Below are 26,182 nucleotides of genomic sequence, written 5' to 3'. Positions count from 1 at the left end.
CAGCGTAGAGGCACTCATCTGTCTCTAGTGTTTCCTCAATGAAAGCGGCCTGAAACTTGTGGGTTCCGCCAACCACATAAGCGGGGCAGGGGTGGGTAAAGTGACACAGTGACCGAAGACAATACGACTCCAGACATGTTCACGACCGCCGGCCGGATCGCCGATCTCAAGAACCGTTATCACGAAGCCGTGACTGCCAGTGGTGACGCGGCGATTGAGAAGCAGCACGCCAAGGGCAAGATGACCGCCCGCGAGCGCATCGAACAACTGCTCGATCATGGCTCCTTCGTCGAGCTTGACGAGTTCGTTCGTCATCGCACCCACGCCTTTGGCATGGAAAAGAAGCGGCCCTATGGTGACGCTGTTGTGACGGGCGTTGGCACGATCCACGGCCGTCAGGTTGCCGTTTATGCTCAGGACTTCACTATCTTCGGCGGCTCTCTCGGTGAAGTTGCCGGCGAAAAGATCATCAAGGTCATGGACCACGCGATGAAGACGGGCGTTCCGATCATCGGAATGCTTGACTCAGGGGGCGCCCGCATTCAGGAGGGCGTCGTTGCTCTCGGCAAGTACGGCGAGATTTTTCGCCGCAACACGCAAGCTTCGGGTGTTATCCCGCAGATCTCCATCATCATGGGCCCGGCCGCCGGTGGCGCCGTGTACTCCCCCGCCCTCACCGACTTCGTCATCATGGTCGACAAGACCAGCCAGATGTTCGTGACAGGCCCCGACGTCATCAAGACGGTCACCGGTGAAGATGTCGGCATGGAAGAGCTGGGCGGCGCGCTCACTCACAACAAGGTTTCTGGCGTAGCCCACTACCTTGCAAGCGACGAGGCGGATGCCCTCGACTACGCCCGCACCCTCGTCGGCTTTTTGCCAGACAACAACATGTCGGATGCTCCCATTTACGAGAGCGAAGTTGAGTTGGAGATCACGGACGAGGATCGCAAACTCAACACGATCATCCCGGACAGCCCCAACCAGCCCTATGACGTGAAGACGATCATCGAGCACATTGTCGACAACGGTGACTTCCTCGAGACCCAGCCGCTCTTCGCCCCCAACATCGTCGTCGGTTTTGGCCGCGTTGAAGGTCGCTCCGTGGGTATTGTTGCCAACCAGCCGCAGGCGATGGCGGGAACCCTCAACATCGAAGCTGGCGAGAAGGCTTCGCGCTTCGTGCGCTTCTGCGACGCTTTCAGCATCCCGATCTTGACTCTCGTGGATGTTCCCGGCTACCTTCCCGGCACCGACCAGGAATGGACAGGCGTTATCCGTCGTGGCGCGAAACTGCTCTACGCCTACGCCGAAGCGACGGTGCCACTGGTTACCGTCATCACGCGTAAGGCCTATGGCGGGGCATACATCGTCATGGGATCCAAGCAGCTGGGTGCAGACCTCAACTACGCCTGGCCGACCGCGGAGATTGCCGTCATGGGCGGCCAGGGTGCCGTCAATATTTTGTACCGCGGTGAGATCAAGGCCGCTGAGGCCGCTGGTGAGGATGTCGCTGCCGTGCGCACGCGACTGGCCAACGAATACACCTACAACGTTGCAAGCCCGTTCTTGGCTGCTGAGCGTGGTGAGCTTGATGGAGTTATTGAGCCTGCCGCCACTCGCGTGCAGATCGTGAAGGCGCTCCGCGCCCTCCGCACGAAGCGCTCGAGCATGCCGCCCAAGAAGCACGGAAACATTCCGCTGTGATCGGCAAACACGTGCGAGAGGAGCCGGTCGACATTCGCATCGTCTCCACAATCGTCACTCCAGAGGAGGTTGCGGCGGTTACCGCTGTCGTGCGCGCCGCCCTCGCGGAGTCGGCGGAAATCGCGGGTGCCGATGATGCGGCTCCGGTGTCGGCGTGGGCACGCAGCCAGCGCCCCATACGCACACCGATTCACACGGGCCCGGGAGCTTGGAAGGCAAGCGCCCGCCGTTAACAGCTTCGCCCCAGCCGATGCCCCAGCGTCTCGCTCGTACCCCAATTGCGGGGCATGGAATTCGTTGAATTCCACAAAAATACGGGGTATTCCGCAGTTATCCGCGAATATTGTCCCCCGGGAGTCCCCCTAAAAACCGACTTTGCGGCGTACGTTCTTGATGCAGAATATTAAGTGCTAGGTGTCTCTCCTCAGGAGTTACACCGCCAAAGGTTGGCCGACTAGGGTAAGCGGGCCAATTCTTTGGGGGCGGGTCAGGACGGTATTCGGGTTATCGTCCTGACCCGGGTTTTAGCGAAGAGTCGGAGAAGTGCTTCTTATAGCCACTCCGGCTCTTCTGCCGTTAACGGAACAGTTGGAGCTCCGAAGCCCGCGCAACGGCCTAGACGGCAGTGACGTCGACGCGAGGAATCTCCAGCCAGATGTCGACAACGTCTTCCTCGAGCGAGTCCTGACCGAGTGCGCTAGATTCGCCGTCGTCGACGCTGTGGAGGCCGACAACGGTGACGGCAACATCCGAGCCTTCCGGAACCGTACGGGCGATGACCTTGTCAGCACTCGTCGATTGAATCGCCAAGGCCAAGCGGTTGAGCACACGGTCGAGATCGGCGTCAGAGAGGTCGTCAATGCCGCCCTCATCGAGGAGAGTTACTGTGGCGCCACGGCGGCGCGCAATCATGACCTGATCGCGCACAGCGTCGTTGAGGAGCTTTCGTCCCCGAATCTCGTCGCGGATCGCCCCCTCAAGGTTGAGACACTCGCGGCGGTCCTCCTCGGAGAGGGCGCCGTTCGTCTCCTGGATACGTTCAAGCATCGACAGAGCCATCGTGCCGGTCTGCTCTAGGCGAAACTGTCGCTCATGCACGTGAGCGTCTTGGGCGGCCTGCCAATCGGTCGCCTCTTTCTCAGCCATGATGAACCGCTGAGCATCTTTGGATGCCTTAGCGAGACCGCTTGAGAGAACATGCGACACCGCAACCCATGATGCACTACCCACGATGCCGAGGCTAAAGAGTCCTGCAGGACCCACAGGGCCAAGGCTGAAAGTGTGCGCGACAAGGAATCCGATGCCCAGCCACGCGAAAGTGTGTCGTCCGCGCGTCGACGTAATGGTGAGTAGCGTTCCACTTGCAGCGACGTACCAGGTGGCGTAGCCGGTGCCACCTTCACGGGCGAAGTCGAGTTCGTTGGCCACGAGGAGGGTGATCGCTACGACGATGGCAAAGTTGAACGTGGCCATCCAAATCGGCATGCGCACTGTTCCGAACGGCAGAAGACTGATTATCGTCGCAACACCATAGAGTGCCATGGCCACAAAGATGGGCCCCGGGTGCTCCGGGATATCGATCGTGTAGAGCGCCAACAGTATGTGGTACGCCGAGAACAGCGCCGCCATGCCGACGATGAGATAGCGAGGGACACCAATGTTCACAGGACATCCTCGTCGTTCTCGTCAGCGCCCAATACTTCATCGTTGATGTTTCCGTGAGGCCATTGGATGCAAATCTCGGTGCCTTCGCCAGGAACAGATGCGATCGCGGTACGACCGCCAGCATTCGCTACGCGCTCCACGATCGAGACGCGCACCCCTAAACGCTCCTGAGGCACCCGATCCATGTCGAACCCTCGCCCGGAGTCGGCAACGATGACCTGAATCCCATTTCCCTCAAGTCCTTGGACTTCAACTCTTCGAGCGAGGTTCGCACCGCCCGCATGTTGCAGGCTGTTGACCATTGCCTGAACGGCAGCCGAATGTACTGCCTCCGCTGCTGCAGCGGGAAGCGACCGCGCGCCAACACCACGAATCGAGAACGTGAAATTCGACGCCAAGAGCTCCGCCGAAGTCACCACCCGCTGGGCAAGCTCGGTGGCCTGCACCGTGGAAATGTCATCAGGGGAGGTTGCGGCGGCCTCCGTCAGATGGCCGATCGCGTTTCCGGCCATGACCGCCCCTAGCCGTTGCGCTTCTGGGGTGTACGCGCGGGCGGCGGAGATAAGCGTAGTGAGAACGCTGTCGTGAACGATCGAATCCACCTGAACGCGCTCGACTTCCGTCGCATGCTGGCGCACGGCGTTTCCGTAACGCAGCAGCGCTGTGGCTTGCGCATTATCCACCGATGATGCCGCTTGGCGAAGCATCGTCACAATAATCATGATCGCGCTGCCCAGGATAAGCGCATAGAACGCTTCGAGAGTGGCAAGTTGCCACGGCGCATCGCCGCCGACGGGCAAGATTCGCACCACGAGGTACACCAGCGGCGCTGCGAAAAGATAAATCGTTGCGAGCGTTCGAGTGAACGCAATCGCTGCCATCGCCGTGGCGACGGTCAGGAGATAGTTCAGCCAATGGATGCCCGCAAAGACCTCGACATTAGGCAGCACTGTAAACGGCCAGCTCAGTAGTGCCAAAAAATAGACAACGGCGAACGTGCCGTGCACGCTGCGAACCCAATGGTTCGCGAACGACAGTACGACAACCAGCACGAGCAGACCGAAGAGTGCGGGGATAAACGCCCACAGCCACCATTCCCGCGCCTCGTGCATCTGGCTTAACAGCCACGGGATGGTCTGGGCACCGAAAACTAGTCCGATCACCGCGACCGAACGCGAAATAACCCGTTCAACCTGTTTGAGGCTGATCGGGTTTCTCGGCTGCTTTGCCGATGGCGCCTGACGCGCGGTGGCCAAACTAGCGGCCATCGCCACCTTCCGAATCCAGTCCAGGAAGAATTCCGTCTTCAACAGCACGACGCAACAGGTCGACCTTGGTTGGCGCTGGGCGACCCACTTCGACGTACTTGACGCGGATGCGGTCAAGATATTCCCGTGCAGTGGAGTAACCGATTCCCAGTTGCTGTGCCGCAAGCTTCAATGGCAATCCCGAAGCGTAGAGGTGAAGAATTTCTCGCTCGCGGCGACCCAATTGTGCCTTCGAGAAATCGCGGTCGGCATCGATCGCGGTCGCCCATTCAAGGTTGTTGAGGACGTCACCGCGGGCAACAGTTGCTGCGGCGGCAAGCACCGTCTTGGTGGCTGACGACTTGGGGATTACTCCCGCAGCTCCAGCGGCAAGGGCTTCACGAACGCTCGCGACGCGGTCAGCGATGGAGTGCACAAGCACTGCTGACCCTGTGGCCTGCACGTTCTTGACATTGTCGGTAACAGTCGAGCCATCGCCGAGCGAAAGGTCAAGCACGACGACGTCTACTTCGCGGCCATTCAGACCGTCAACAAGTTCTCTGACTGTCGCTGCTGCAATCACAAAGTCGTAGCCGTCATCGATGAACGCGGCTTTGAGCCCGAGTCGAACGGATTCGTGGTCATCGACCACGGCGACGGTAATTTTGCGTTGAGCGCTTTCACTGGGCGCTGCTGTCCCGGATGGTTCTGTCTGGGCCATGGGGCGTCCTCCTGAGTTTCTGTCCCCCATCGTAGTGGCGATGGAGCGCGATCACGCAGGTTAGTTTGCGCAACACGCTCACTCAGTTGCGCGTGAACGTTCCCACAGCCTCGACGTGGTGCGTGTGGGGGAACAGATCGAAGGCACGGACCTGAGAGAGCTGGTAGCCATGCTCGGCGAAGAATGCGACATCCCGAGCAAAAGCCACCGGATCACACGCGACGTAAACAACCTGGGCGGGGTTTGCCTTCGCAATGAGATCAACAACTTCTCGACCTGCCCCTGATCGTGGCGGGTCGAGAATGATCGTTGCCCGCTCAAGCCGTGCACGTTCCGTTCCGCTAATCTCTTTGATCAATTGGCGGAGCCAGCGGTCTACACGACCCGTTTCTGCGTGAGCGCCCAACCATTCCGAAAGATTTTTGGCGGCGTGATCAGTGGCGGATGATTCTGCTTCCACCGTCGTGATCTTGGTTGCAGGGCCAAATTTGTCGCCAACCGCAGCAGCGAAGAGGCCGACGCCCCCATAGAGATCTAGATTGGACGCTGCGGGATCAAACAACTCGGGATCGATCGCGTCTTGCACTGCGGCAGTCAGCACCTCGGCGGCACCGTGGTGCACCTGCCAGAAGCCGGAGTCGAGCAGCGTGAACTCGCGCTCGCCTACCGTCTCAGTAATAACTTGGGGTTTTTGCTTGCCCATGATCAGACGAACGCCACCTGAGCTGGGATTGAGCACATCGACGCGATCAAATCCGCTGAAGTTCTGGCTGAGCGGGGCTCCCGCTGAGAGCTCAGGAGTGGCGAGAGGCAGGTCGGCGACCGAGACTACCCGGTGTGAGCGGGCCGCGAACGGGCCGACGTTGCCGTGTTCGTCGACGTGCAAGCTGACGCGGGTGCGCCATCCAAGTCCACCTCGTTCGTCGTCGCCTGGAACGGCTTCGACGACAGGAGCGAGGGTGACCTTCGCCATGCGCTCGAGGGATTCGGCAAGGATCTGCGCCTTGAGAGCCCGCTGATGGCTCAGTTCGATGTGCCCAAATTCGGCACCACCGGCCCGGTTGTCTGGGTCACGGTCGACGCTGGCCGCTGACCAGACGTGGTCTTGGCGATGCTCGCTTGGCGTGACAACCTTGACTGTTTCCGCGCGCCAGAACGACTTCTTTTTGTCGTCTGTGATGCGTGCTTGCACGCGTTCACCCGGGATCGCGTCGGAAACAAAAACGACACGACCATCGTGACGCGCCACACTGACACCCCCGTGCGCAATGTTGGTAACGTCTACTTCGATCATTCGGCCTAGCAATTCACCCATCCCTAGAGCATAGGAGCCTTGTGCGCCTTTATCTTGCGTCCACCTCCCCTGCACGGCTCGCAACGCTGCGCGCCGCCGGTGTTGATCCCGTGCTTTTGGCGTCGGGCGTAGACGAAGATGCGGTTGCTGCAGCGGCGACCGGCCCTCTTGATGGGCCCGCACTTGTTGAGCTGTTGGCCCGCGCCAAGGCTGAGGCGGTCACCGATTCCCTCGTCAATGGCGAGCCCATTGACGGCTTTATTCTGGGCGGCGATTCTGCTTTTGAATTGGCGGGCGAATTATTCGGAAAGCCTCACGAACCCGACGTCGCTCGACAGCGATGGCACGCCCAGCGCGGCCGCACTGGTGTACTGCACTCGGGTCATTGGATCATCGACCACCGCGGCGGACAGGTTCGAGGAGCGACCGGCGCCGTCTCAAGCGCGAGTGTCACGTTCGCTTCCAACATCAGCGATGCTGAGATTGATGCCTACGTTGCGACGGGTGAGCCTTTGAAAGTCGCCGGCTCTTTCACGATCGATAGCCTAGGTGCGGCATTTATCGAACGGATCGAGGGTGATCCTCACGCGGTCGTTGGTCTCTCTGTCTCGCTCGTTCGCCAACTTCTGCGCGAGTTCGATGTGGAATGGACCGACCTCTGGAATCTGGAGCGTCCCGGTCTGTAGGCATCCACAGTGCCTGTCCCTTATTTTTGTGCGCAATACATCAAGGCTTCGGCCCCAAGACCCTTAAGCTAGGTAACTATGGCTCGAATTACGAAGGTTCTCATCGCCAACCGCGGGGAGATCGCCGTTCGCGTTATCCGCGCAGCTAAAGACAGCGGCATCGGCTCGGTTGCGGTCTATGCAGACCAAGACAGAGATGCCCGTCACGTTAAGCTCGCGGATGAGGCGTACGCACTCAATGGCGCGACGAGCGCCGAGACGTATCTCGTCATCGACAAGATTTTGTCGATAGCTCGTCGTTCTGGTGCCGACGCAATCCACCCCGGTTATGGCTTTTTGGCCGAGAACGCCGAGTTCGCTCGCGCCGTCATCGACGCCGGCATCATCTGGATTGGCCCATCACCTGAGGCCATTGAGAAGCTGGGTGACAAGGTCTCTGCCCGTCACATCGCCGAGAAGGTGGGCGCGCCGCTTGCTCCCGGAACACTCAACCCCGTCTCGGGCGCCGCTGAGGTGCTCGACTTTGTCGACATCCATGGTCTTCCGGTTGCCATCAAGGCAGCGTTCGGCGGCGGCGGCCGTGGCCTGAAGGTCGCCCGCACTCGCGAAGAGATCCCCGAGCTGTTCGATTCTGCCACTCGCGAAGCTGTTGCCGCGTTCGGTCGCGGTGAGTGCTTCGTGGAGAAGTATCTTGACCAGCCACGCCACGTTGAAACTCAATGCCTCGCGGATGCCCATGGCAACGTTGTCGTGATTTCGACCCGCGACTGCTCGCTGCAGCGTCGCCACCAGAAGCTTGTTGAAGAAGCTCCGGCACCATTCCTCAGCGATGAGCAGAACAAGGCGCTCTACGAGTCGTCCAAGGCCATCCTGCGCGAGGTGGGATACCTCGGTGCTGGCACGTGCGAGTTCTTGGTTGCCAAGGACGGCACGATCTCGTTCCTCGAAGTGAACACCCGCCTGCAGGTTGAGCACCCCGTGTCTGAAGAAGTCACCGGCATCGACCTCGTTCGCGAGCAGTTCCGAATCGCTGAGGGTGGAGTACTCGACTACGACGACCCCATCCCGCGCGGTCACTCCTTCGAATTCCGCATCAATGGTGAGGATGCTGGCCTCAACTTCATGCCGTCGCCCGGCCCCGTGCACGTTCTTCGCATGCCTGGCGGCCCCGGCATCCGCGTGGATAGCGGTGTCACCACTGGTGACGAAATCAGCGGTGCTTTCGATTCGCTGCTCGCCAAGCTCATCGTTACCGGTTCGAGTCGCGAGGATGCTCTTGAGCGTTCACGTCGTGCCCTCGACGAGTTCGAAGTCGCCGGTCTTCCCACTGTGCTGCCGTTCCACCGCAAGATCGTTCGCGATCCTGCCTTCACGAGCGAACCATTCACCATTTACACTCGTTGGATCGAAACGGACTTCGACAACGACATCGAGCCCTGGACCGGATCGCTGGCTGACGAGACGCCCGCCGTCGCCCGCCACAACGTTGTCGTCGAGGTTGGCGGCAAGCGAGTCGAAGTGAACCTGCCGTCAAAGCTCGTGCCGAGCACATCCACCGGCGCAGCGTTGTCAGCCGCTCCGAAGCGACGCGCGGCATCCAGCGTCAACACCATCACCGGCGACTCCGTGAAGGCTCCGATGCAGGCGACGATCGTGAAGGTTGCGGTTGCCGAGGGCGACAAGGTCGTCAAGGGCGACCTCATCCTCGTGCTTGAGGCCATGAAAATGGAGCAGCCACTCGTCGCCCACAAAGACGGCATTGTTGCGTCAATGAGTGCCGTGGTCGGCTTGACGGTCTCGTCTGGCCACTTACTTCTCAATATCGCCGACTAGCGAAGAAGCGGCCGAGAAACACGATTTCACCCGGCTGCTCACCCTCCGGGGTGCCGTGTCGCGCTGGCTTCGTCGTACGCGCGAAGCCACAATGGCACTGTGGGTGCGCTCTCAGCGTTCCTAGGATCGGATTAACGTGGTTTCAGTTGCACGAGAGTCCCCCGCTGTCCGCGCCGGCGACAGCGGAGTACCTCTGATCCCCCATGGATTCGTTGCGCGTTCGCGGTTGAGTTCCCGGCTCGACGCGACCCATGATGTGCCTCTAGTCGTCGTGCGAGGAGCGGGCGGCTCAGGAAAATCCGGACTCATCGCGTCGTGGTTGCGAGAACGTGCCGCACACGCCGACGTTCCTCACCACGACCTTTGGGTTTCGCTTGATGACGGCACACGGTCTCGTGCTAGTTTTTGGCGTCGCATCGTCGGCGCACTTCAAGCGATCGGTACGGTCACCCCCGAAAGCCCCCTCTCGGGGTTTATTTTGGGCTACGCCGACCTTGATGACGTGCCAGGATTGGTATTAGCTCAGCTTGAACATGACCGCGTTCCCACGCGCCTCATTCTCGACGACTTCCACCTCGTGGACGACTCAAACGCCAACGATGTTGTGTGGCTCCTCAAACAAAGTCGCTGGCTCACGGTCATCGTTACCACCCGTCGCACAGGCAGCTTCGAGTCAGCGGATGTTGGTGCCCGCGTCAACTCGCTTGTCATTACCGAAAACGACTTGGCGTTCACCGAACGGGAAACTCGCGAGTTGCTTGCCTCGACAACGAGATTCTCGACTGAACATGCCGCAGTTGTCTTCGCGGCGACCAACGGTCATCCACTGGCCACCCGCATCGCCGTTACGCTCCTCACTCAGCGCCCACACACCGTCTCAGCGTCTGTCGCTCAAGCTCAGGACCTCAGCCGACAGCTGGCTGACCATATTGCCCACACGCTACTGCCCGCTTTCGCTGACGACAACGATCTTTTGTTTGCTGCCATTGTCGCCCTCCCGCCAGAGTCGACCGTCGCGTTAGCCCACTCTCTCAGCGGACGGGGCCACGACGATGTCCAGCTGCTCCTGACCAGTTTCGCTAACGAGGGCTTGGGCGAGTTTCGCCTGACCGAGACCGAACTAGCGTTCCGGTTTCATCCGCTTGTCGCCGAAGCACTTCGGCGGCATGCTGAGCGGACTCTCAGCGCCCATGATGTTCAGCGAGCGCGCCTGACAAGCGCTGACGCTCTCAGCGGGGCGGGAAACGGACTCGAAGCGCTGAAGCTGTACATCGGTGCGGGCGAACACGAACGGATCTGGCCGACAGTCGCCCAACATTTTTCTGAACTTATTAACTATCAGCAAGACGAGCTGCATGCGCTGCTCAGCTCGCTTCCGATCGACATTCTCAAACGACACGGTACTGCGGCGATTTCTCTCGCGATCGTGATGAGTGAACGCGAGCGGATGCCCTCTGCCCGGCTCAGACAACTGGTCACGCTCGGAATTGACGACATTGATTCGCGCGCCATTCCGCCGAACTCCACGCAGGTTCTCCTTCTTTCACTTGCACGTTTTGCCGGATTTCGTGCAGCTCGTCGCTATGAGGAAGCTGCCGACGAAGGCGACACTTTCGTTTCTCACGTCGAGGCGGTTATGTCTGGCGGTTTTGCGCGAACGAATCACGCGATCGGCGCTGGCCTGATTCAGATCGTGATCACCAACGTCCTTCTTGGTCGCTGGCACCGCGCGACAGCCGTCGCGCACCTCATGTCCTCGGATGATCATGAAGGCCGGTCACAGCACCGTGAGAGCCTTCTCGCGTATATCGCAGCCTTTACGGGACACATGGTTGAGGCCGAAAGCCATCTCGGAGAGATAACTCACGTTGATCGACTGGGATGGCGCACCAGCGTGCCCGCCACTGGCTGGCATATTGCGACAGCTCTCGGCGCGCTTGAGTCTGGCAATCACGATGAGGCGCTTTCCACGATCTCGGTCCTCAGCCTTCGACTAAACCGCCTTGAGCATTGGGCGTTCGTTGTGTGGACTCGAGCACAGATTCGGCTCGCTACCGGTGAAGCACAAATTGCGCTCGATGAACTTGATTCCTCGGTAAAGCAGCACAAGTTTCGCCCCTTGAGCGATGCGGCCCGAGCCCTCCTGCAGTCGATGAAAAGTGATCTGCACCTCGCAATCGGGCAGCGCGAGCGTGCTCTCAGCGAACTAGCGAATATGCCCGCTAGCGCAACGCTCGCGGTGTCGATGCTTTCGCGCGCGCGAGCGTTGCTCGCCAACAACGACCTTGCTGCGGCATCCGGTCTTCTGGATATCGACCGCGTGCGCGACACCGGCACAGTGCGCGAGTTCGCGCAGGCTTTGTTGCTTCGAGCCGTTATTGAGGCGCGCCTAGGTTATGAAAGTCGGAGCCTCACCACCATGCGTCGGGCCGCAAATGTGATGAGCAATCACGGGCTCACCACGCCAGCCATTATGGTTCCTCAGGCTGAGCTTCGAGATATTGCCGCACGCCACGCTCCCGAGCTCCTGACGCTCTTTACCCGGCACGCCGATCCGTTCACTGCAGTTTCTCTCACCAACCCGCTAACGCCGCGCGAACGAGAAGTACTTGCGACGCTTGCCAGATCAACCAGCCTTGACGACGTAGCAACGGCGCTCTTCGTTTCTGTTAACACCATCAAGTCGCAACTGCGTTCCGCTTACCGAAAACTCGGCGTCGCCTCGGGTTCCGACGCGATCCGCCTCGCTACCGACAAGGGATTTCTCGAAAGCCGTTAATGAATAGCGCCGCACAAATGCGACGTGCGCGCTCGCTGCAAGTGAATCTCGCTAATGGTGGACCCTAGGAGATTTGAACTCCTGACCTCCTCGATGCGAACGAGGCGCGCTACCAACTGCGCCAAGGGCCCGTACTACGTCAGTAACATTATCACTCAGTGCTCGCCGTGCGGAACGACCTCACGACATCACGACATCACGGATCAGAGCGCCGGCACCGCGGCTCTACTCCCTCGCGGTCGCAGCCGTTAGCTGGCGCGACGACGAGCGAGCGCGGCATCCAGATCGGGCGCACCACCCTGAACGTCGACGATACCCATTCCCGCAAAGCGACTTGGCGCCGCCGCTGCGGGGACAGCAACAGGCTTTGCTGGAGCACGCTTGGCTTCGCGGGCTAGTTCAGCATCGCGCAAGGCTGCGGCGGTTGCGACCGAGCTTGCCCGCAATGCCTGTTCCGCAGCTTCTGCAGCAGCACGCAATTCGGTGTCAATCTCACCGGCGTGACGTGCTGCGGCCACGGCCGCTGCCGGAGCATTGCTCCGGGTCAAGTACATCGGCTTCGGAACTGGCACGGGAGTCCAGCTGACTTTCGCCGTGACGTTTTCGATAGGAGCATCAGCAGAGAGCACCACTCGGCGACGCGGAGCCGCCGTGCGTACGGTGGGTGTCGTCTCCGCCCGGGTCGCGCGCGAGCGTTCGGCAAGACGAGAAAGCATGGCGCCGGCGCTAATCCCGGCCATCGTTGCCGTTGCGAGAACCAACCAGGTTCCGGAAACGAGAGCGGCGCCCGAAGTGACGATGAGAGAAATCTGAACGCCCATCACAATGACACTGGCGAGGAGCACCAGAGCGGTAAGAGCGCGGGTACGGCGAAGGCGTCGTGCAGACAACGCGAGTGCTTGCTCACGGGTGGGGGGAACAACAGCACGACCCACAGCGACAGGACCGTGAAGTGCTCTGACTTTCGCCAACTCAGCTGCCGAGCGTGCAACAGCTTCAGCACGAACCTCTTCAGGCATTTCAGACGTCTGCGCGAGAACACGAATCGTCTGCTGAAGCCGAACCGCGTTGCGTTCCGTTGCGAGGTACTCCCGGTTCTTAAACCAGTTAGGGACGAGGTACACCAGCCAGAGCCCCGCCGCGAGCGCGATCATCACGCCGCCGCCGATACTGGTGAATTCCATGGCTATACGGTACGAGCATCCGAGCAAGACTCGCTGTCGGCACGCGGCAGTAAAACCAAAAGATACTGAGAATCGCCCGGATGCTCGAACGAACGTTGTTAGCGGCGCGGCAGGTTAAGCGGGTTGGCAGCGTTTGTGCGATCGATCGTCGGAATGTGAGCGTCGCCTTCTGGAGCATCGCCTGCCTTCCAACGACGCAAGACGCCCTGAGGAAGTTCTTCAACGGTGAGAGCGAAACAGAAGTGGTCGCGCCAATCACCATCGATGTGGATGAAGCGACGCCTCAGCCCCTCGTAGCGAAACCCGAGCTTCTCGACGACCCGCAAACTGGGCGCATTTTCCGGACGGATGCAGATCTCCATCCGGTGCAGTCCGAGTTGAAAAAAACAGTAGTCCGTCGCTAGCGCGACCGCGGTTGGAGTGAGCCCTTTACCGGCGAATCGTTCCGAGACCCAATAGCCAATCGTGGCGGAAGCAAGCGACCCATACGTGATCGATGAGACGTTGAGTTGCCCAGCGATCTCACCGGCGTATTCAATAACGAAAGGGAGACCGGCGCCAACGCGAGACTGCTGCAATAGCCCGCGGATGCTCGACTTTACGTCGAACGACGACGGCCCGACGGGGCTCGTTGCCTCCCATTGGCGAAGCCACCCGCGGTTATCACGAAGCTCTTGCTCTAGCGCTCGTGCGTCACGAACCCGGATCGGGCGAATGCTGATGTCTCCGTCGCTCAGCGTCGGAATGCCATACGCCACGTACTAGTCCAGCGTTGAACTGAACTGCTTGAGCCACGGCCGTAAGTCGGGGCCAAGATCGTCACGTTCGACAGCCAACTGCACGATCGCCTTGATGTAGTCGAGACGGTCGCCTGTGTCGTAACGACGACCGCGGAACACGACACCATAAACGCCGCCGGCAATGTCGTTCTCTGCCATTTCTTGCAGGGCATCTGTGAGCTGAATTTCGCCGCCCTTGCCCGGATCCGTCCGCTCAAGAACATCAAAGATCTCGGGGCGGAGAACGTAGCGGCCGATGATGGCGAGGTTGGAGAGCGCTGTGCCTTGAACAGGTTTTTCGACGAGCCCCGTGATGCGCACAACGTCGCTGTCGTCAGTCGGCTCGACCGTGGCGATGCCGTACATGTGGCTCTGGGCGGGGTCAACCTCCATGAGAGCGATGACCGTGGCGTTGCGGCCGGCCTGCTCCTCGAGCATGCGAGAGAGGAGAACATCACGGTCATCGATGAGGTCGTCACCGAGGAGCACCGCGAATGGCTCGTTACCAACGTGCATTCTTGCCCGCAGGATGGCGTGGCCGAGACCGCGAGGGTCTCCCTGGCGCACGTAGTGCATGTCAGCAAGGTCGTTAGAGAACTCGACTTTGTGCAGGCGATCGGTGTCACCCTTCAGCTGAAGAGTTGTTTCCAACTCGGTCATGCGGTCGAAGTGATTTTCCAGGGCGTTCTTATTTCGCCCGGTGATCATGAGGACATCAGTGAGGCCAGCAGCAACCGCTTCCTCTACGACATATTGGATGGCCGGTTTGTCGACAACCGGCAACATCTCCTTGGGCATAGCTTTCGTTGCCGGGAGAAATCGTGTGCCCAGACCTGCAGCAGGAATAACCGCTTTAGTAATCTTCGTAGCCATAGGTACAGCGTAGTCGGCCAGTCTCGTAGAATGGATTGTATGACCGACGACGTCAGTCACGATAAACGTGCACTCCGGGCCGAATTACGCGAACGCCGACGCATTTGTACCGCCAAAGAGCGGGAAGAATTTAATACAGGGATAACAGAGCACCTCATCGAGCTCACTCAGAAACTTGGGTCAACTTCGATCGCCGCGTACCTTTCTACGTCGGACGAACCCGAAACGCGCGGATTCTTGCGCTGGGCCTGCGAACACTACATCACCGTGTTGCTCCCCATCTCGCGTGCCGACGGCCTGCTCGACTGGGCACCCTACGATGGTGCAGAAGAAGACCAAGACCTCATCGGAATGCCAGCGCCCACCAGTGAGGTCCTCGGCCCTATCGCTATCAACGACGTCGATTTGATCATCGTGCCTGCAGCATCCGTGGATCGCACAGGGATGCGCATGGGATGGGGTCGCGGCTACTTTGATAAAACTCTCGGCTCGATGGAGACAAAGCCTCCCGTCTACGCTGTGATCTTTGACAACGAATATGTGGATGCTGTTCCGACAGAGATTCATGACCAACCAGTAAATGGCATCGTTACTCCCTCGGGAATTGTGACCATTACCGAGCACAACTAAGGAACAAGTGCCTACTTACTCTTACCGCTGCACCGAATGCGACAATGCTTTCGATATTCAGCAGTCGTTCACCGATGACTCGCTCACGGTGTGCCCCACCTGTCAGGGAAAACTCCGCAAGGTGTTCTCGGCGGTCGGCGTGACTTTTAACGGCTCCGGTTTCTATCGCAACGATTCCCGCGCCACCACGAGTTCAAGCGAATCAGGCTCAAGCACGTCCGGCTCCTCCGGCAGCTCTTCGAGCTCATCATCGGAGTCCAAGAAGTCAGACTCCACGCCCGCTGCGGCCTCGACAACGGGCTCGTCGACTTCAGGATCCTCGAGCTCCTCGACTTCGTCATCCGCTTCTCCGTCGGCGGCAAAAGCGTCATAGTTGACGTATCCCCCACAAGAAGGAGCAACAATGTTAAGCGGATTTAAGACCTTTATTTTGCGCGGCAACGTCATTGACCTTGCCGTCGCCGTTGTTATTGGCGCTGCGTTCACCGCAGTCGTCAATACAATTGTCGAGGCAGTCTTCAACCCCCTCATTGGGGCACTGTTCAATGCCGAAAACCTTGCCAAAGCGCTGCCAGTGGCCATCCCCAACGCTGGCGGTGAGGATGCCGTCATCTACTTCGGCGCCGTAATCGCGGCCGTCATCCAGTTTTTGCTCATCGCCGTCGTCGTGTACTTCGCAATCGTCGCGCCAATGAACTACGCCAATAAGCTCGCCAACGCTCGCAAGCCCAAGGTTGTCGAGCCCGAAGCTGGGCCGACCGAAGCCGAGCTGCTACTTCAGATTCGCGACCTGCTCGCTAAGCAAAACAACTAGCGCGAGGCAGCGCTCAGCTACCCTCGTAGCTCACGAAGTATCGGCGAGCGGCCAAGGCACTTATCCCCAATGCGGAGGTTTGTCGCCCTTGAGCCGCTCGTCATTTTCGTTAACCGGATGCCGTTCCGGTTCGCCGGTGGGATGAGGGTCAGATCCTTCGGGTGGCGCTGTCGTCACTCGCCGACGCTTCCGACCCTGGGTTCGATCGCGAGACGAGTCGTGCTCGTCGTGTTGCTCGCCCGAACGCGACTCATCAGTGCCCGTCACGGGTTACTGCTCGGGACGGGTGGCGCGAATGATCGCAATCGGCTCGGTGTCGGGAGCTGGTTCAGCTCCGAGCATCCGTGCAACCTTGTCGGCCACTTGATCGGGGTCGCTGAACAGTTCAAAGGCATGCACGCGCAAGTAGTGCCAACCCAGTCGACGTAGCAACTCTGGGCGCAAACGCAGCGACTCTCGCAAACTAGACCCGTGCACCATGGCATCAGTTTCGATCGTTCCGCACCGCCCACCGCGTGACGCGACAAGGCCGAGCTTGGCACGGTGGCCGAGAGCAACGCGCAGTCCGCGAAGTTCCAGACGACGAGCCAGATCGACGAGCATGGGATCACTGTCGTCGGGCACGGGGATTTCGGCGTAGCGAGCATCCACTTCATCGAGCACCTCGGCAAGGGCAACAGCACCGTGCTTCATACGCCCGTCGTCGAGGTCTTCTGAGCGGAAGGAAGTGACAATCTCGAGTGAGCGACGGGCCCGCGTCATAGCGACCGCGAGCAGGCGCTCTCCCCCAGGCTCGCCAAGCGAACCGAAGTCGGAAAGCACGCGACCGTGTGGTGTGCGGCCGTATCCGATGGAGAAAATGACGCGGTCGCGGCTTTGGGCCACAGCCTGATCAATCGTGGTGACCGTAAACGGTTCAGCACGATCGCCGATGATGACATCGAGCAATTCTGGACGGCGGCGGCTGACAGCATCCAAAACTGACTGCATGACGCGCACCGAGTGCAGCGGGCTGGCGGTGATCACCATGAGCGACTCTTGCGGTCGCTTAGTGGCGTGGTCGAGCACGAGCTCGACGACGCGCGAGACTTCGGCGTCTGGGCTCTCTACTGCGCCAGAATCGGGGTCGGGCATGCCGATGCCGTCCTTGACGTAGCTGACGGCGAGACTGCCGTGACCCAAGAAGCTTCCGGCCCAGGGCAGGGATTCGATCTGGCCGTCGTAGAAGCGACGGTTCACGAGCTCGGCGAGTTCTTCACCGCCAGGGCGGTAGCTGCGGGTCAAGGTCAGCGTCGGTAGCACGCTACTGAGTCGCGCAAACGCTGAATCTTCGACGAGTGCTTCGCGAACTGCGTCATCGATGGGCGGTGGCGCATCCGCCGTGGCATCCCGTACCGCAATCTCGAACGGGGTCGGCGACTGGATGACGGGGTCGCCAACAACGACAACCTGCTTGGAGCGGCGGATCGCTCCGGCCGCTTCGGCGACGGTCATCGCGCCGGCATCGACGAGGAAAACTGTGTCGAACGGCATCGTGTCGACAACAGAGTCGATCTCGTAAGGCGACGCGAGCCAGACGGGCGCGATTGTCCGTGAGAGGTGCGGCGCCGACGTCTGCACGTCAAATGAGGTGAGGCGCTCTTTGGAGAGCGCACGCTTGAGCGCATTCGCCTCATCGGGCCAATCGACAAGGCCGATCTTCCAGTTCTCCGCGATTTGCCACGAGAGTTGCTTGGCGTTCGCGGAAGCGTGCGCCTCGTCAACGAGACGGAAATCAGCTTCAAGACGGTCAACGACCGAGGTGTTGGCGTTGAGCAGCGCACGGTCCATTTCGAGCATGGAATCGAGTGCCGATTTCCACCACGAGAGTTCGAGTTCGGCGGCAACCTGATCTTCGGGCACATGGCGCTTAGCCAAGTCGTCGATCAAAGGGTTCAGCTTGAGGTCACGCAGGCTGCCCATGAGGGCGGTGCGCTCCTGCAAGTTGTTGAGCACATCAGACTCTGCAGCGAGCGCCGCAACCTTGTCGATCAAGAACGGAATCGGCAAACTCGAGAGGTTCACGTGGGAGTCAGCGATGCCCAGAGGAACGTCGAGGGTCGCGAGATCTTCTGAGACCTGCTGGTAGGAGCGCTGAACCTCGCCAATACCAACCGGAACGGCAGGGCTCGCACCCTCCGCGACGAAACGGTGCCAGAGCACCCGCTGCTTCTGAATGCGGATAAGGGCAGCGTGCATGTCGCTGACGCGCACGCCGGGGCGCACGTATTCGAGGGCCAGCTTCTTGAGACGGCGACGGTTGGCGCTCGTCATGTCTGGGAAGTCCCGACGCGGTGCTGTTGCCGCAATAAGCTCAGTGATCGCACGATCGAAAACCGTCGGCACGAAACGGTCAAGCGTTTCCCGTAGGTCAACGAGAAGACGAAGGTAAGTGCCGAGCTCTTCTACGCTTTGGAACGGTCGCATCCGAGTGTTGGAGACGAGACGGTTAGCCACATCGAGAAGATCTGACAGCTGGATGTTGGCGCGCTTGGCAACCTCGTGGGCTTTGAGCGCTTCACCACCATTGGCAAACTGTGCTCCGTACCAGGGCGAGTCGCCTGGGCCGTACTTGAACTCGCCGAGCTTGGCCGCTGCGATGATCACGCCGGTAGCGGAGCTGCGATCCTTGGCAAGCTTCTCGACCGCTTCGCGTGACAGGCGAGCCGTCGTCGACGGCGGGGTGGGGAGCAGTGCGAGGCGGCTGAGCTCTGAAACGCAATCGAGAACGGAGACGCCGAGCACATCGTCGGCCACCGACATTGAGCCGCGGTAGTCGAGCATGATTTTGCGAAGGCGAAGCAGAGCCTCATCCACGTCTTCGATTTGGGGATGAGCCGCTTTTTCGCTGCGCGAAATAGAGCGGATGATGTCACGACGCAGCGTGCGCGGGGCAACGGCAAGGCCAGGCAGTCCGATATCGCCAAAGCGGTCAGCAATGGAATGCAGTGAGGCACGACGCGGAGTCACCACCAGCACGCGCTTATTTTGAGCGACGAGGGCACCAACAGCGTTGACGATCGTCTGAGTTCCGCCAGTGCCTGGCAGCGTACGAACCACCAACGAGTTGCCGGCTTCGATCTGAGCGATCACATTCTCTTGCTCAGCATCGGCGTCGAGAAGCAGATTATCCGTTTGCGGCGAACGCTCATCGGCCGATAGCGCCGGAACCGGAGAGTAACCCTCCTTGATGGTCCACGCCGCAGCGGTGTTTCCCGCGAGCGCATCGAGAATCGGATGCTGCAGCGTTGCGGCATCATCGGCAAGACCGGGAGCAACATCCGCAAAGGACGATACGACCAATCGCGGACTCACCGCAAAATTAGTGAGGTGCGAGGTGAGACCACGCAGCCGGTCGATTACCGGATTCGGCTTGAAAGTGCCATCGGCATCGGTGAGAGCGACGAAGGATTCCGCATCGAGGCGCAGCTTAAACTGCTCATCAAGCGCTCGAGCAAATTCTGGGTTGAGGTAGGCCGCGCCACGCAACTTCAGCTCAAAGTCGCGACCATGGCGACGAATCGCCAGTGGGCGCAACAACACCGGCGCGCAATACTCAACGTCGTCGTGATTCCACCGCGCAATGCCGATACCCAAATGCACTGAGTCGATACCGCGAGCTGTCGCCAGCTCAAGGCCCTTGGCCGCGACAGCGCCAGCAGCAGTCTTCGCAGAACGCAGTGCAACATCGTCGCGGATCAAACTCGACAAAAGTGTGCGCTTGCCGGTGATGAACTGGGCGAGGCCACCGGGGTGAGTCGTCGACAGCTCAACGCGCGTGCGCGGCGAATCCACAAAGTGCAGGAGTGGTGATTGACCACCCAACTCTGACAGTTGCGAACGCCAGAGCGTCCACGCGGGCTCTGCAACGTTTCCGGCCATAATGTTCGGCTCACCAAAACTCAGCGTATGAGGCGCTGTTACCTGAATGTGGGGATGTGAGCGCTCGTTTTCGGCGTCACCAACGTTCTCGTCAACCGAATCTGGGTCAACCGAGTAATCATCTGAAACTTTATCTGCACGCCACACACCGCCACCTTAAGCGTGTAACCACAAGAAACGGTGCAACAGGCACGAGTTTCGCAAGACTCACCCGCTAGTCTCACCCCCAGTTCTCGCGCCAGTCGACCGTAGAATACGAGACATGGTGCCCGATGCTCTCCTCCTGCTGGCCGCCACCGATGCCGTCGAGCTGGTTCGCGGCACCACGATTGCGGTCGTCACTCTCGTCGTCGTCGTGCTTGCGGTGGGAGTCGGAGCTTTCATTCTGTTGTTTCGTCGCGGGGGCGATCGCGGCATCCGTGGTTCGTCTTCGCAGACCGAGCTCGACGCTCATGCCGCGGCACTGCTGGTCAGTCTGGATGACCGCGTGCGCGATTCCGAAAATGAGGTCGGATTCGCCATTGCCCAATTCGGGGCTGCGAGCGTGCAAGAATTCACTCGCGCGCTCACGCAAGCTCGTCAAGAACTGACAGAGGCCTTTCGCTTAGGCCAGCAACGGGACATTGCGGTGAACGAGGCCGATCGATCTCGTCGCCGAACGACACTACAGATGATCGCTTTGTGCGAGAAAGCGCTCCTGCTGCTGGAACGTTTCGACAGCGATTTCACCGAACGCCGACGAACTGAAGCCGCCGCCGGCGGGACTGTCATCGAGCTCACTCAGCAGCTAAGTTCCTTGCGCGAGCATCTCGTGCGGCTTCAACAGCAGCAGGATGAGGCAGCAGAACGCTATCTTGAGTCGGTATTGGCCGTCGCGATTCGACAGCGCGAGAACGCTCGACAACTTCTCGACAACGCCACGCAACATCTCGATGTAGCGTCGCCCGAGATTAGCGAGACAGGAGTCAACGCTGTCGCAGAGCTACTGCACCTCGCTGCCTCTGATCTGCACCGGGCAGCCCAACAACTCTCGGCCTCAGAACTCACTCTGGCAGAGGCGAGCGACGCCGAAGTCGCTGTCACACGGATGCGCGACACGAGCATGAGTGACCTTCGCGAAGCGCGGGTGGCGTTAGACCGGGCCCAAGACCCTGACACCGCGTCTGGCATCATCACCGCGATCGCTGCGGTTGACAATGCACTAACGGGGACCGCAGTGCGGGCTGGTGGCCGACACGATCCGTTTCGTCAACTCATTGTTCTGACGCACGCCAGCGCTGAGCTTGACAACGCATTAGCGACAGCACGCAATCAACAACAACGGTTCGAACACGCTCGTGCGGCGTACCGCGGAACGGTGCTTGCCGCCCGAAGTCAGATAAATATCGTGAAAGAAATGGTGGGGCGAGGAGGAGTGAGCGCGAATGCGCGCACTCGCCTAGCGGAGGCGGAGCGCCAGCTAATGATCGCTGAAGCCGAGACAGACCCGGTGGAGGCGTTAGACGCCATCCGCCGATCGGTAACTCATGCTCGAGATGCTGACGCTCTCGCCCGCTACTAGCTAAGCCTCGTCTGGCGTTGCCTGAGCGTTGTCGAGAATCGCGAAGTTGACCGCGCCATTCTCGCCAACCTCGGCGTCGAGCGTCTTGTCGCTGAGGGCGATGGCGGCGTTCTCTTCGAGAAACACCTTTGCGCCTTCGGCTTCAACAACAGAGTCGCCGGCCTCGGGAGCTGCAACTACAGCAACAGTGAGGTTGGGGGCGCCGGGCTCTCCATTAATGCGGAGGCCAGAAGCTTCGGTGTTGGCATCTTGTTCAACAATCGTCTTGACGACTGTGGTGGCTGTTTCGGTGAGGGTGAGCATATGTTCGTCCTTCCAGGTTCAGCGAATTGAACGTCCCACGATCCCCTACTCAGTGGCACACAGCAACCGTGAGTGCCGATTGTGAGGCAACTCTCATACGCCGTGGAGCGCGGAGTCAGGAAGAGTGGTGCGCCGCATTCCTGTTCGCTCCGTGCGCCGCCGCCAACCGCGTGTACCTGTAGCCGCGACAACCGGTAGAATTGTCACCGGAGTGCCGGGAAGTCTGGTCGGCGATTGTGTCGGCGACCCCGCTGACGAACCTCAACGTCTGGAATTTTGTGACCACATCCACTAAGAAGCTGAGCCCACGCAAGCGAGTACGCCGCTGGGTCACCATGGAGACAACCAGCGGCATCCTGCTCATGGTTGCCGCTGCAATCGCCCTGATCTGGGCGAACTCCCCGTGGCGCGAAGGGTATGCAGCCCTTGCCGAGACCACGATCGGCCCGGAGTCACTCCACCTGAACCTCACTCTCGCCACCTGGGCTGCCGACGGTCTGCTCGCGATCTTCTTCTTCGTCGTTGGCGTCGAACTCAAGCAAGAGCTCGTGGCCGGCAGCCTGCGCAAACCGCGTGAAGCCGCCGTTCCCGTGTTCGCGGCAATCGGCGGGATGCTCTTTCCCGCGCTGCTCTTCACGCTCGTCGTTCTCACCATGGGTGACTCCTCCGCGCTCGGCGGCTGGGCGATCCCTACCGCCACAGATATTGCTTTCGCCCTCGCGATTCTCGCTATCTTCGGCCGCGGGCTGCCCCGTGCACTTCGTACCTTCCTCCTCACCATGGCTGTTGTCGACGACCTGCTTGCGATCGTCATCATTGCCCTCTTCTACACCGAGAGCATCGACTTGCTGTCGCTCCTGTTCTCGCTCATCGCGATCGTGCTCTTCGGTCTCGTCGTTCGTTCCCGCAAGCCGCGTTGGTGGCTGCTGATTCCGCTGGCTCTGCTTGCCTGGGCCTTCATGCACGATTCCGGAGTGCACGCCACAATTGCCGGCGTCGTGCTCGGATTCACCGTTCCCGCCAAGCTCGTTCACGGGGAAAAAGACACCAGAACTCATGCCTTCGATGATGCGGTTCGCCCGACGTCATCAGGAATCGCCTTACCGATCTTCGCGTTCTTCGCCGCCGGGGTTTCGTTGGGCGGCGAGGAGAAGGTCAGCGACGTTCTCGTGCAGCCCGTTGTTCCCGCCATCATCATCGGATTGGTGGTCGGAAAGATTATCGGAGTGCTCGGCACAACCGCGCTCATCACCAAGGTGACGAAGTTCCGTCTCGCAGATTCGATCGGCTTGCGGGACCTGCTGCCTATCGGGTTTCTCACCGGCATCGGGTTCACCGTGTCACTACTCATCTCTGAACTGTCGTTCCCCGACAGCGAGCACACCACCGGCGCCAAACTTGCCATCCTCATCGCCACCGCACTCGCCGCGATCCTCGCCGCAATCAGCCTCCGCTGGGATTCCCGTCTCGCCCGCAAGCGCGACATGAACGAAGATGGAATCCCCGACAAAAACAAAGCGCTCATCGAAGACGATTACTAACCAGCGGGCTGCTGCACGCTGTCGAAAGGATGCACCGTGTCCGACCCCTTGAGCCAACACACCGACTACGGCCAGCTGCCGCTCAATGATTCGGACGTGCTCGCCGACCCCGTCGAACAGTTTCGGTTGTGGCTCGCGAATGCCAGCGACGCAGACGTCTATGAACCCAATGCGATGGTGCTGTCGACCGTGGATGCCGATAGCTCTCCTTGCAGCCGCACCGTGCTGCTGCGGGCCATCGACAATTCCGGATTCGAATTTTTCACGAACTACAGCTCCAACAAAGGGCGCGAACTTATCGCGAATCCTGCCGCTGCCCTTGTGTTTCCCTGGTACTCAATCCACCGGCAAGTACTGGTGCAAGGAGTTGCCCGCCCCGTCGCCGCACTCCTTTCTGACGCCTACTTTGCGTCGCGACCCCGAGGCAGCCAAATTGCGGCGCACGCCAGCGAACAATCGCAACCCATCGCATCCCGAACGCTGCTCGAAGGCCGCGTGGCGGAGCTTGAGGCCGAGTTCGAGGGCCGCGATGTGCCTCGACCGGATGACTGGGGTGGCTTCGTTGTTGAGCCAACCATGATCGAGTTCTGGCAAGGTCGCAGCTCACGCCTGCACGACCGCGTGCGCTTCGTGCGTGCCGCGTCAGGAAAATGGGACCGGATGCGGCTGCAGCCGTAACCCGTGACCGTGCCTTCCCTCGCGCGCAACGAAACCCCGCTCCGACAGCCTGACCATCGGGTTCGGGGTTCTTCGCTTAACGCCAAAAGAGGGACACAACTGCGATAACAGTCGTGCCCCTCCCGAGGTTGTGGGCTCTACTTTGCCGAGACAGTTTCCCGTGTCGACAGCGCATATCCCGACTCGCCGTGGACGGCGAGGTCGATGCCCGCGATTTCTTCTTCTGAAGTAACGCGGAATCCGATGGTCTTCTGAATCGCTGTTCCGATCAACCAAGACATAACGAACGAGAAGATTGCTACAGCGAGAACGCTGATGGTCTGAACAACGAGCTGTCCAGCATCTCCTCCGGTGAAGAGGCCGGTGCCGGTGGCGAAGAAGCCGAGGTAGATGGTTCCGATTATTCCGGCGACGAGGTGGAGCCCAACTACGTCAAGCGAGTCATCGAAGCCGAGGTTGTACTTGAGCTCGATTGCCAGAGCCGAGACAGCACCGGCGATAGCACCGAGCACCAAAGTCCAGCCGGGCGTCAGGTTGGCACACGCTGGCGTGATCGCGACGAGGCCAGCAACAACACCAGATACGGCACCAACTGCGGTGGCCTTGCCTGTGCGCAACTTCTCAACGACAATCCAGCCGAGAATACCGGCAGCAGGAGCAGCGAGCGTGTTGAACACGATCAGGCCAGCTTCATCGGCGTCGCTAGCGGCACCCGCGTTGAAGCCGAACCAGCCGAACCAGAGCAGAGCTGCACCAATAAGAACGAGAGGAACATTGTGAGGCTGCGTGATTTCCTTGTTAAACCCGACGCGCTTGCCAAGAACCAGGGCGAGACCGAGAGCTGCGGCACCAGCGTTGATGTGAACAGCAGTACCGCCGGCGTAGTCAATTACTGCCGGGAGGCCGCCGAGGCTATCTCCGAGGTTCTGGATCCAGCCACCGCCCCATACCCACGCCGCAACAGGGAAGTAAACGAGCGTTGCCCAGACACCGGTGTAGATCATCCATGGTCCGAAACGAGCACGGTCGGCGATGGCACCCGAGATCAGTGCGGTGGTGATGATGGCGAAGGTTCCGCCGAAGGCGACGACGAGGAGATCGCTGCCAGCAACGCCTTCCTGACCGAAGTTGCTGAACGGGTTACCCGAGAATGACCAGATCGAACCATCGATCGAGCTCATGTTCGCGCCGATGAGGATCCAGAGAACGGCAACAAGGCCGAGCGATCCGAAGCTCATCATCATCATGCTGACTACTGACTTCTCTTTGACGAGTCCACCGTAAAAGAATGCCAAACCGGGGGTCATAAGCAGCACTAATGCAGTGCTAATGAGTACCCATACAACTGTATCCATCTCAACCTCTTTCGCTTTGTGCGCCTGGTGCACACTTAACTCTTTGGCAGATTTCAGTGAGTGTCGGGTTCTTCCACTCCCACTGACCCGCACGACACAGCATCCCGTCCTACCGTTTCGTAACGCCCACGGTCATGTTTCGGGCACGTAAAACTAGACGTCGTGGTGTTACAGGCTGGTTTCGAGATACCGAGGATGTCCTTGACGATGAGTCGGCAAGTGGACGCGACTGTCGTTCTTCAAGCAAAACTGTGCGATCCTCTCGGCAAGCATCAGGAGAACATAGAGTTGACGCATGGCTGAGAACACACCCGCACAAACGTCAGGCGAGAACGCTCCCCCGGCGAAGACGTCCGTGGTGAAGAACCGCATCCGGCAATTGACTACTCCGTGGTGGAGACTCGTCTGGCTTATCGGTGGGGTCGTCTGGGCCGTAGTTTTCAATGTTCTCTACGTCACCGGCGACGGCACCCAAGAATGGCTCGGAGTCGTGTCGGTTATCCCGATCGCAGCCCTACTTCTCGACCTGCTACGTATCGAACGGATGGACCGCGCAGCCGCACAGAAGAAACGTCAGGACGCGCTGAAGAAGTAGCGCTGGCGTAAGAGGC

The 26,182-nt window shown here is 59.9% G+C and carries 22 protein-coding genes, 1 tRNA gene and 1 pseudogene; 12 read left to right on the top strand and 12 right to left on the bottom strand.

Annotation, left to right across the window (positions count from 1 at the left end; genetic code table 11):
• Positions 1–135 precede the first annotated feature (135 nt).
• Both FFT87_RS06280 and FFT87_RS06275 read left to right on the top strand, forming a co-directional pair.
• A complete protein-coding gene (locus FFT87_RS06280; protein ID WP_219950731.1) occupies positions 136–1,707 on the top strand; it encodes an acyl-CoA carboxylase subunit beta in 1,572 nt (523 codons plus the stop codon).
• A complete protein-coding gene (locus FFT87_RS06275; protein WP_219950459.1) occupies positions 1,704–1,940 on the top strand; it encodes an acyl-CoA carboxylase epsilon subunit in 237 nt (78 codons plus the stop codon). The genes FFT87_RS06280 and FFT87_RS06275 overlap by 4 nt, the downstream gene beginning before the upstream one ends.
• Positions 1,941–2,322: 382 nt before the next feature.
• On the opposite strand, the gene FFT87_RS06270 is transcribed toward FFT87_RS06275, so the two are convergent.
• The 4 genes from FFT87_RS06270 to FFT87_RS06255 all read right to left on the bottom strand — a co-directional run bounded on the left by FFT87_RS06270 (position 2,323) and on the right by FFT87_RS06255 (position 6,655).
• Complete coding sequence (locus FFT87_RS06270; protein WP_255560091.1) at positions 2,323–3,372, bottom strand: hypothetical protein; 1,050 nt, start codon at positions 3,370–3,372, stop codon at positions 2,323–2,325.
• Positions 3,369–4,640 (bottom strand): sensor histidine kinase, encoded by a 1,272-nt coding sequence (locus tag FFT87_RS06265; RefSeq protein WP_219950458.1) that lies wholly within the window; start codon positions 4,638–4,640, stop codon positions 3,369–3,371. Before FFT87_RS06265 ends, FFT87_RS06270 begins: the two co-directional genes overlap by 4 nt.
• The gene (locus tag FFT87_RS06260) at positions 4,630–5,340 is read right to left on the bottom strand and encodes a response regulator (protein WP_219950457.1); all 711 of its coding nucleotides are present in this window, start codon (positions 5,338–5,340) and stop codon (positions 4,630–4,632) included. The genes FFT87_RS06265 and FFT87_RS06260 overlap by 11 nt, the downstream gene beginning before the upstream one ends.
• An 82-nt stretch (positions 5,341–5,422) precedes the next feature.
• The gene (locus FFT87_RS06255; RefSeq protein ID WP_219950456.1) at positions 5,423–6,655 is read right to left on the bottom strand and encodes a class I SAM-dependent RNA methyltransferase; all 1,233 of its coding nucleotides are present in this window, start codon (positions 6,653–6,655) and stop codon (positions 5,423–5,425) included.
• 20 nt (positions 6,656–6,675) lie between these two features.
• On the opposite strand from FFT87_RS06255, the gene FFT87_RS06250 reads away from it, so the two are divergent.
• The 3 genes from FFT87_RS06250 to FFT87_RS06240 all read left to right on the top strand — a co-directional run bounded on the left by FFT87_RS06250 (position 6,676) and on the right by FFT87_RS06240 (position 11,932).
• On the top strand, positions 6,676–7,320 hold the full coding sequence (locus FFT87_RS06250; protein WP_219950455.1) for a nucleoside triphosphate pyrophosphatase: 645 nt from the start codon (positions 6,676–6,678) through the stop codon (positions 7,318–7,320).
• A 78-nt stretch (positions 7,321–7,398) separates the two neighbouring features.
• On the top strand, positions 7,399–9,153 hold the full coding sequence (locus FFT87_RS06245) for a biotin carboxylase N-terminal domain-containing protein (RefSeq protein ID WP_219950454.1): 1,755 nt from the start codon (positions 7,399–7,401) through the stop codon (positions 9,151–9,153).
• Positions 9,154–9,289: 136 nt separating this feature from the next.
• Entirely contained in the window at positions 9,290–11,932 is a 2,643-nt protein-coding gene (locus FFT87_RS06240; RefSeq protein ID WP_219950453.1) for a LuxR C-terminal-related transcriptional regulator, read from the top strand.
• A 55-nt stretch (positions 11,933–11,987) separates the two neighbouring features.
• On the opposite strand, the gene FFT87_RS06235 is transcribed toward FFT87_RS06240, so the two are convergent.
• The 4 genes from FFT87_RS06235 to galU all read right to left on the bottom strand — a co-directional run bounded on the left by FFT87_RS06235 (position 11,988) and on the right by galU (position 14,768).
• Positions 11,988–12,063: transfer RNA gene (locus FFT87_RS06235), tRNA-Ala, on the bottom strand.
• Positions 12,064–12,180: 117 nt separating this feature from the next.
• Positions 12,181–13,116, bottom strand: a complete 936-nt coding sequence (locus FFT87_RS06230; RefSeq protein ID WP_219950452.1) for a hypothetical protein — start codon at positions 13,114–13,116, stop codon at positions 12,181–12,183.
• A gap of 98 nt (positions 13,117–13,214) precedes the next feature.
• Positions 13,215–13,874 carry a GNAT family N-acetyltransferase gene (locus FFT87_RS06225; RefSeq protein ID WP_219950451.1) on the bottom strand — a complete coding sequence of 220 codons (660 nt, stop codon included), beginning with the start codon at positions 13,872–13,874 and terminating at the stop codon, positions 13,215–13,217.
• 3 nt (positions 13,875–13,877) lie between these two features.
• Complete coding sequence (galU, locus tag FFT87_RS06220) at positions 13,878–14,768, bottom strand: UTP--glucose-1-phosphate uridylyltransferase GalU (protein WP_219950450.1); 891 nt, start codon at positions 14,766–14,768, stop codon at positions 13,878–13,880.
• A 39-nt stretch (positions 14,769–14,807) separates the two neighbouring features.
• Between galU and FFT87_RS06215 the strand changes: the two genes are divergently transcribed.
• Entirely contained in the window at positions 14,808–15,398 is a 591-nt protein-coding gene (locus FFT87_RS06215) for a 5-formyltetrahydrofolate cyclo-ligase (RefSeq protein WP_219950449.1), read from the top strand.
• Between the two features lie 7 nt (positions 15,399–15,405).
• Positions 15,406–15,498, top strand: a pseudogene (locus FFT87_RS14755) (FmdB family zinc ribbon protein); the annotation flags it as partial.
• Between the two features lie 62 nt (positions 15,499–15,560).
• On the opposite strand, the gene FFT87_RS14750 reads toward FFT87_RS14755, so the two are convergent.
• On the bottom strand, positions 15,561–15,845 hold the full coding sequence (locus tag FFT87_RS14750; RefSeq protein ID WP_370628586.1) for a hypothetical protein: 285 nt from the start codon (positions 15,843–15,845) through the stop codon (positions 15,561–15,563).
• Between FFT87_RS14750 and mscL the strand changes: the two genes are divergently transcribed.
• Complete coding sequence (mscL, locus tag FFT87_RS06205) at positions 15,829–16,212, top strand: large conductance mechanosensitive channel protein MscL (protein ID WP_370628581.1); 384 nt, start codon at positions 15,829–15,831, stop codon at positions 16,210–16,212. The two genes, FFT87_RS14750 and mscL, sit on opposite strands and share 17 nt — an antisense overlap.
• A gap of 270 nt (positions 16,213–16,482) precedes the next feature.
• On the opposite strand, the gene FFT87_RS06200 is transcribed toward mscL, so the two are convergent.
• A complete protein-coding gene (locus FFT87_RS06200) occupies positions 16,483–20,280 on the bottom strand; it encodes an ATP-binding protein (RefSeq protein ID WP_219950446.1) in 3,798 nt (1,265 codons plus the stop codon).
• Between the two features lie 115 nt (positions 20,281–20,395).
• Between FFT87_RS06200 and FFT87_RS06195 the strand changes: the two genes are divergently transcribed.
• Positions 20,396–21,694, top strand: coding sequence for a hypothetical protein (locus FFT87_RS06195; RefSeq protein WP_219950445.1), 1,299 nt, complete (start codon positions 20,396–20,398; stop codon positions 21,692–21,694).
• On the opposite strand, the gene FFT87_RS06190 is transcribed toward FFT87_RS06195, so the two are convergent.
• On the bottom strand, positions 21,695–21,997 hold the full coding sequence (locus FFT87_RS06190; RefSeq protein WP_219950444.1) for an iron-sulfur cluster assembly accessory protein: 303 nt from the start codon (positions 21,995–21,997) through the stop codon (positions 21,695–21,697).
• A gap of 278 nt (positions 21,998–22,275) precedes the next feature.
• On the opposite strand from FFT87_RS06190, the gene nhaA reads away from it, so the two are divergent.
• The gene (gene nhaA, locus FFT87_RS06185) at positions 22,276–23,538 is read left to right on the top strand and encodes a Na+/H+ antiporter NhaA (protein WP_255560090.1); all 1,263 of its coding nucleotides are present in this window, start codon (positions 22,276–22,278) and stop codon (positions 23,536–23,538) included.
• A 36-nt stretch (positions 23,539–23,574) separates the two neighbouring features.
• Entirely contained in the window at positions 23,575–24,216 is a 642-nt protein-coding gene (pdxH, locus tag FFT87_RS06180; RefSeq protein ID WP_219950443.1) for a pyridoxamine 5'-phosphate oxidase, read from the top strand.
• Positions 24,217–24,353: 137 nt separating this feature from the next.
• Here pdxH and FFT87_RS06175 read toward each other — a convergent pair whose 3' ends face one another.
• Positions 24,354–25,571: an ammonium transporter gene (locus tag FFT87_RS06175; RefSeq protein WP_219950442.1), complete on the bottom strand. Its 1,218-nt coding sequence runs from the start codon at positions 25,569–25,571 to the stop codon at positions 24,354–24,356.
• A gap of 295 nt (positions 25,572–25,866) precedes the next feature.
• Between FFT87_RS06175 and FFT87_RS06170 the strand changes: the two genes are divergently transcribed.
• Positions 25,867–26,166, top strand: a complete 300-nt coding sequence (locus FFT87_RS06170; RefSeq protein WP_219950441.1) for a hypothetical protein — start codon at positions 25,867–25,869, stop codon at positions 26,164–26,166.
• Positions 26,167–26,182 lie beyond the last annotated feature (16 nt).

It is taken from the genome of Salinibacterium sp. M195 (assembly GCF_019443965.1).
Taxonomy (GTDB): domain Bacteria; phylum Actinomycetota; class Actinomycetes; order Actinomycetales; family Microbacteriaceae; genus Rhodoglobus.
Note: the sequence above shows the minus strand (reverse complement) of the source record. Positions and strands in the feature narration are given on the sequence as shown.

Bases quoted from the DNA above. Each gene is read 5' to 3' on its own strand.
- FFT87_RS06170 (WP_219950441.1), top strand. From the start codon at position 25,867: ATGGCTGAGAACACACCCGCACAAACGTCAGGCGAGAACGCTCCCCCG.
- FFT87_RS06255 (WP_219950456.1), bottom strand. From the start codon at position 6,655: ATGGGTGAATTGCTAGGCCGAATGATCGAAGTAGACGTTACCAACATT.
- FFT87_RS06195 (WP_219950445.1), top strand. From the start codon at position 20,396: ATGGTGCCCGATGCTCTCCTCCTGCTGGCCGCCACCGATGCCGTCGAG.
- FFT87_RS06190 (WP_219950444.1), bottom strand. From the start codon at position 21,997: ATGCTCACCCTCACCGAAACAGCCACCACAGTCGTCAAGACGATTGTT.
- FFT87_RS06230 (WP_219950452.1), bottom strand. From the start codon at position 13,116: ATGGAATTCACCAGTATCGGCGGCGGCGTGATGATCGCGCTCGCGGCG.
- FFT87_RS06265 (WP_219950458.1), bottom strand. From the start codon at position 4,640: ATGGCCGCTAGTTTGGCCACCGCGCGTCAGGCGCCATCGGCAAAGCAG.
- FFT87_RS06280 (WP_219950731.1), top strand. From the start codon at position 136: ATGTTCACGACCGCCGGCCGGATCGCCGATCTCAAGAACCGTTATCAC.
- FFT87_RS06245 (WP_219950454.1), top strand. From the start codon at position 7,399: ATGGCTCGAATTACGAAGGTTCTCATCGCCAACCGCGGGGAGATCGCC.
- FFT87_RS14750 (WP_370628586.1), bottom strand. From the start codon at position 15,845: ATGACGTTGCCGCGCAAAATAAAGGTCTTAAATCCGCTTAACATTGTT.
- FFT87_RS06175 (WP_219950442.1), bottom strand. From the start codon at position 25,571: ATGGATACAGTTGTATGGGTACTCATTAGCACTGCATTAGTGCTGCTT.
- FFT87_RS06215 (WP_219950449.1), top strand. From the start codon at position 14,808: ATGACCGACGACGTCAGTCACGATAAACGTGCACTCCGGGCCGAATTA.
- FFT87_RS06260 (WP_219950457.1), bottom strand. From the start codon at position 5,340: ATGGCCCAGACAGAACCATCCGGGACAGCAGCGCCCAGTGAAAGCGCT.
- galU (WP_219950450.1), bottom strand. From the start codon at position 14,768: ATGGCTACGAAGATTACTAAAGCGGTTATTCCTGCTGCAGGTCTGGGC.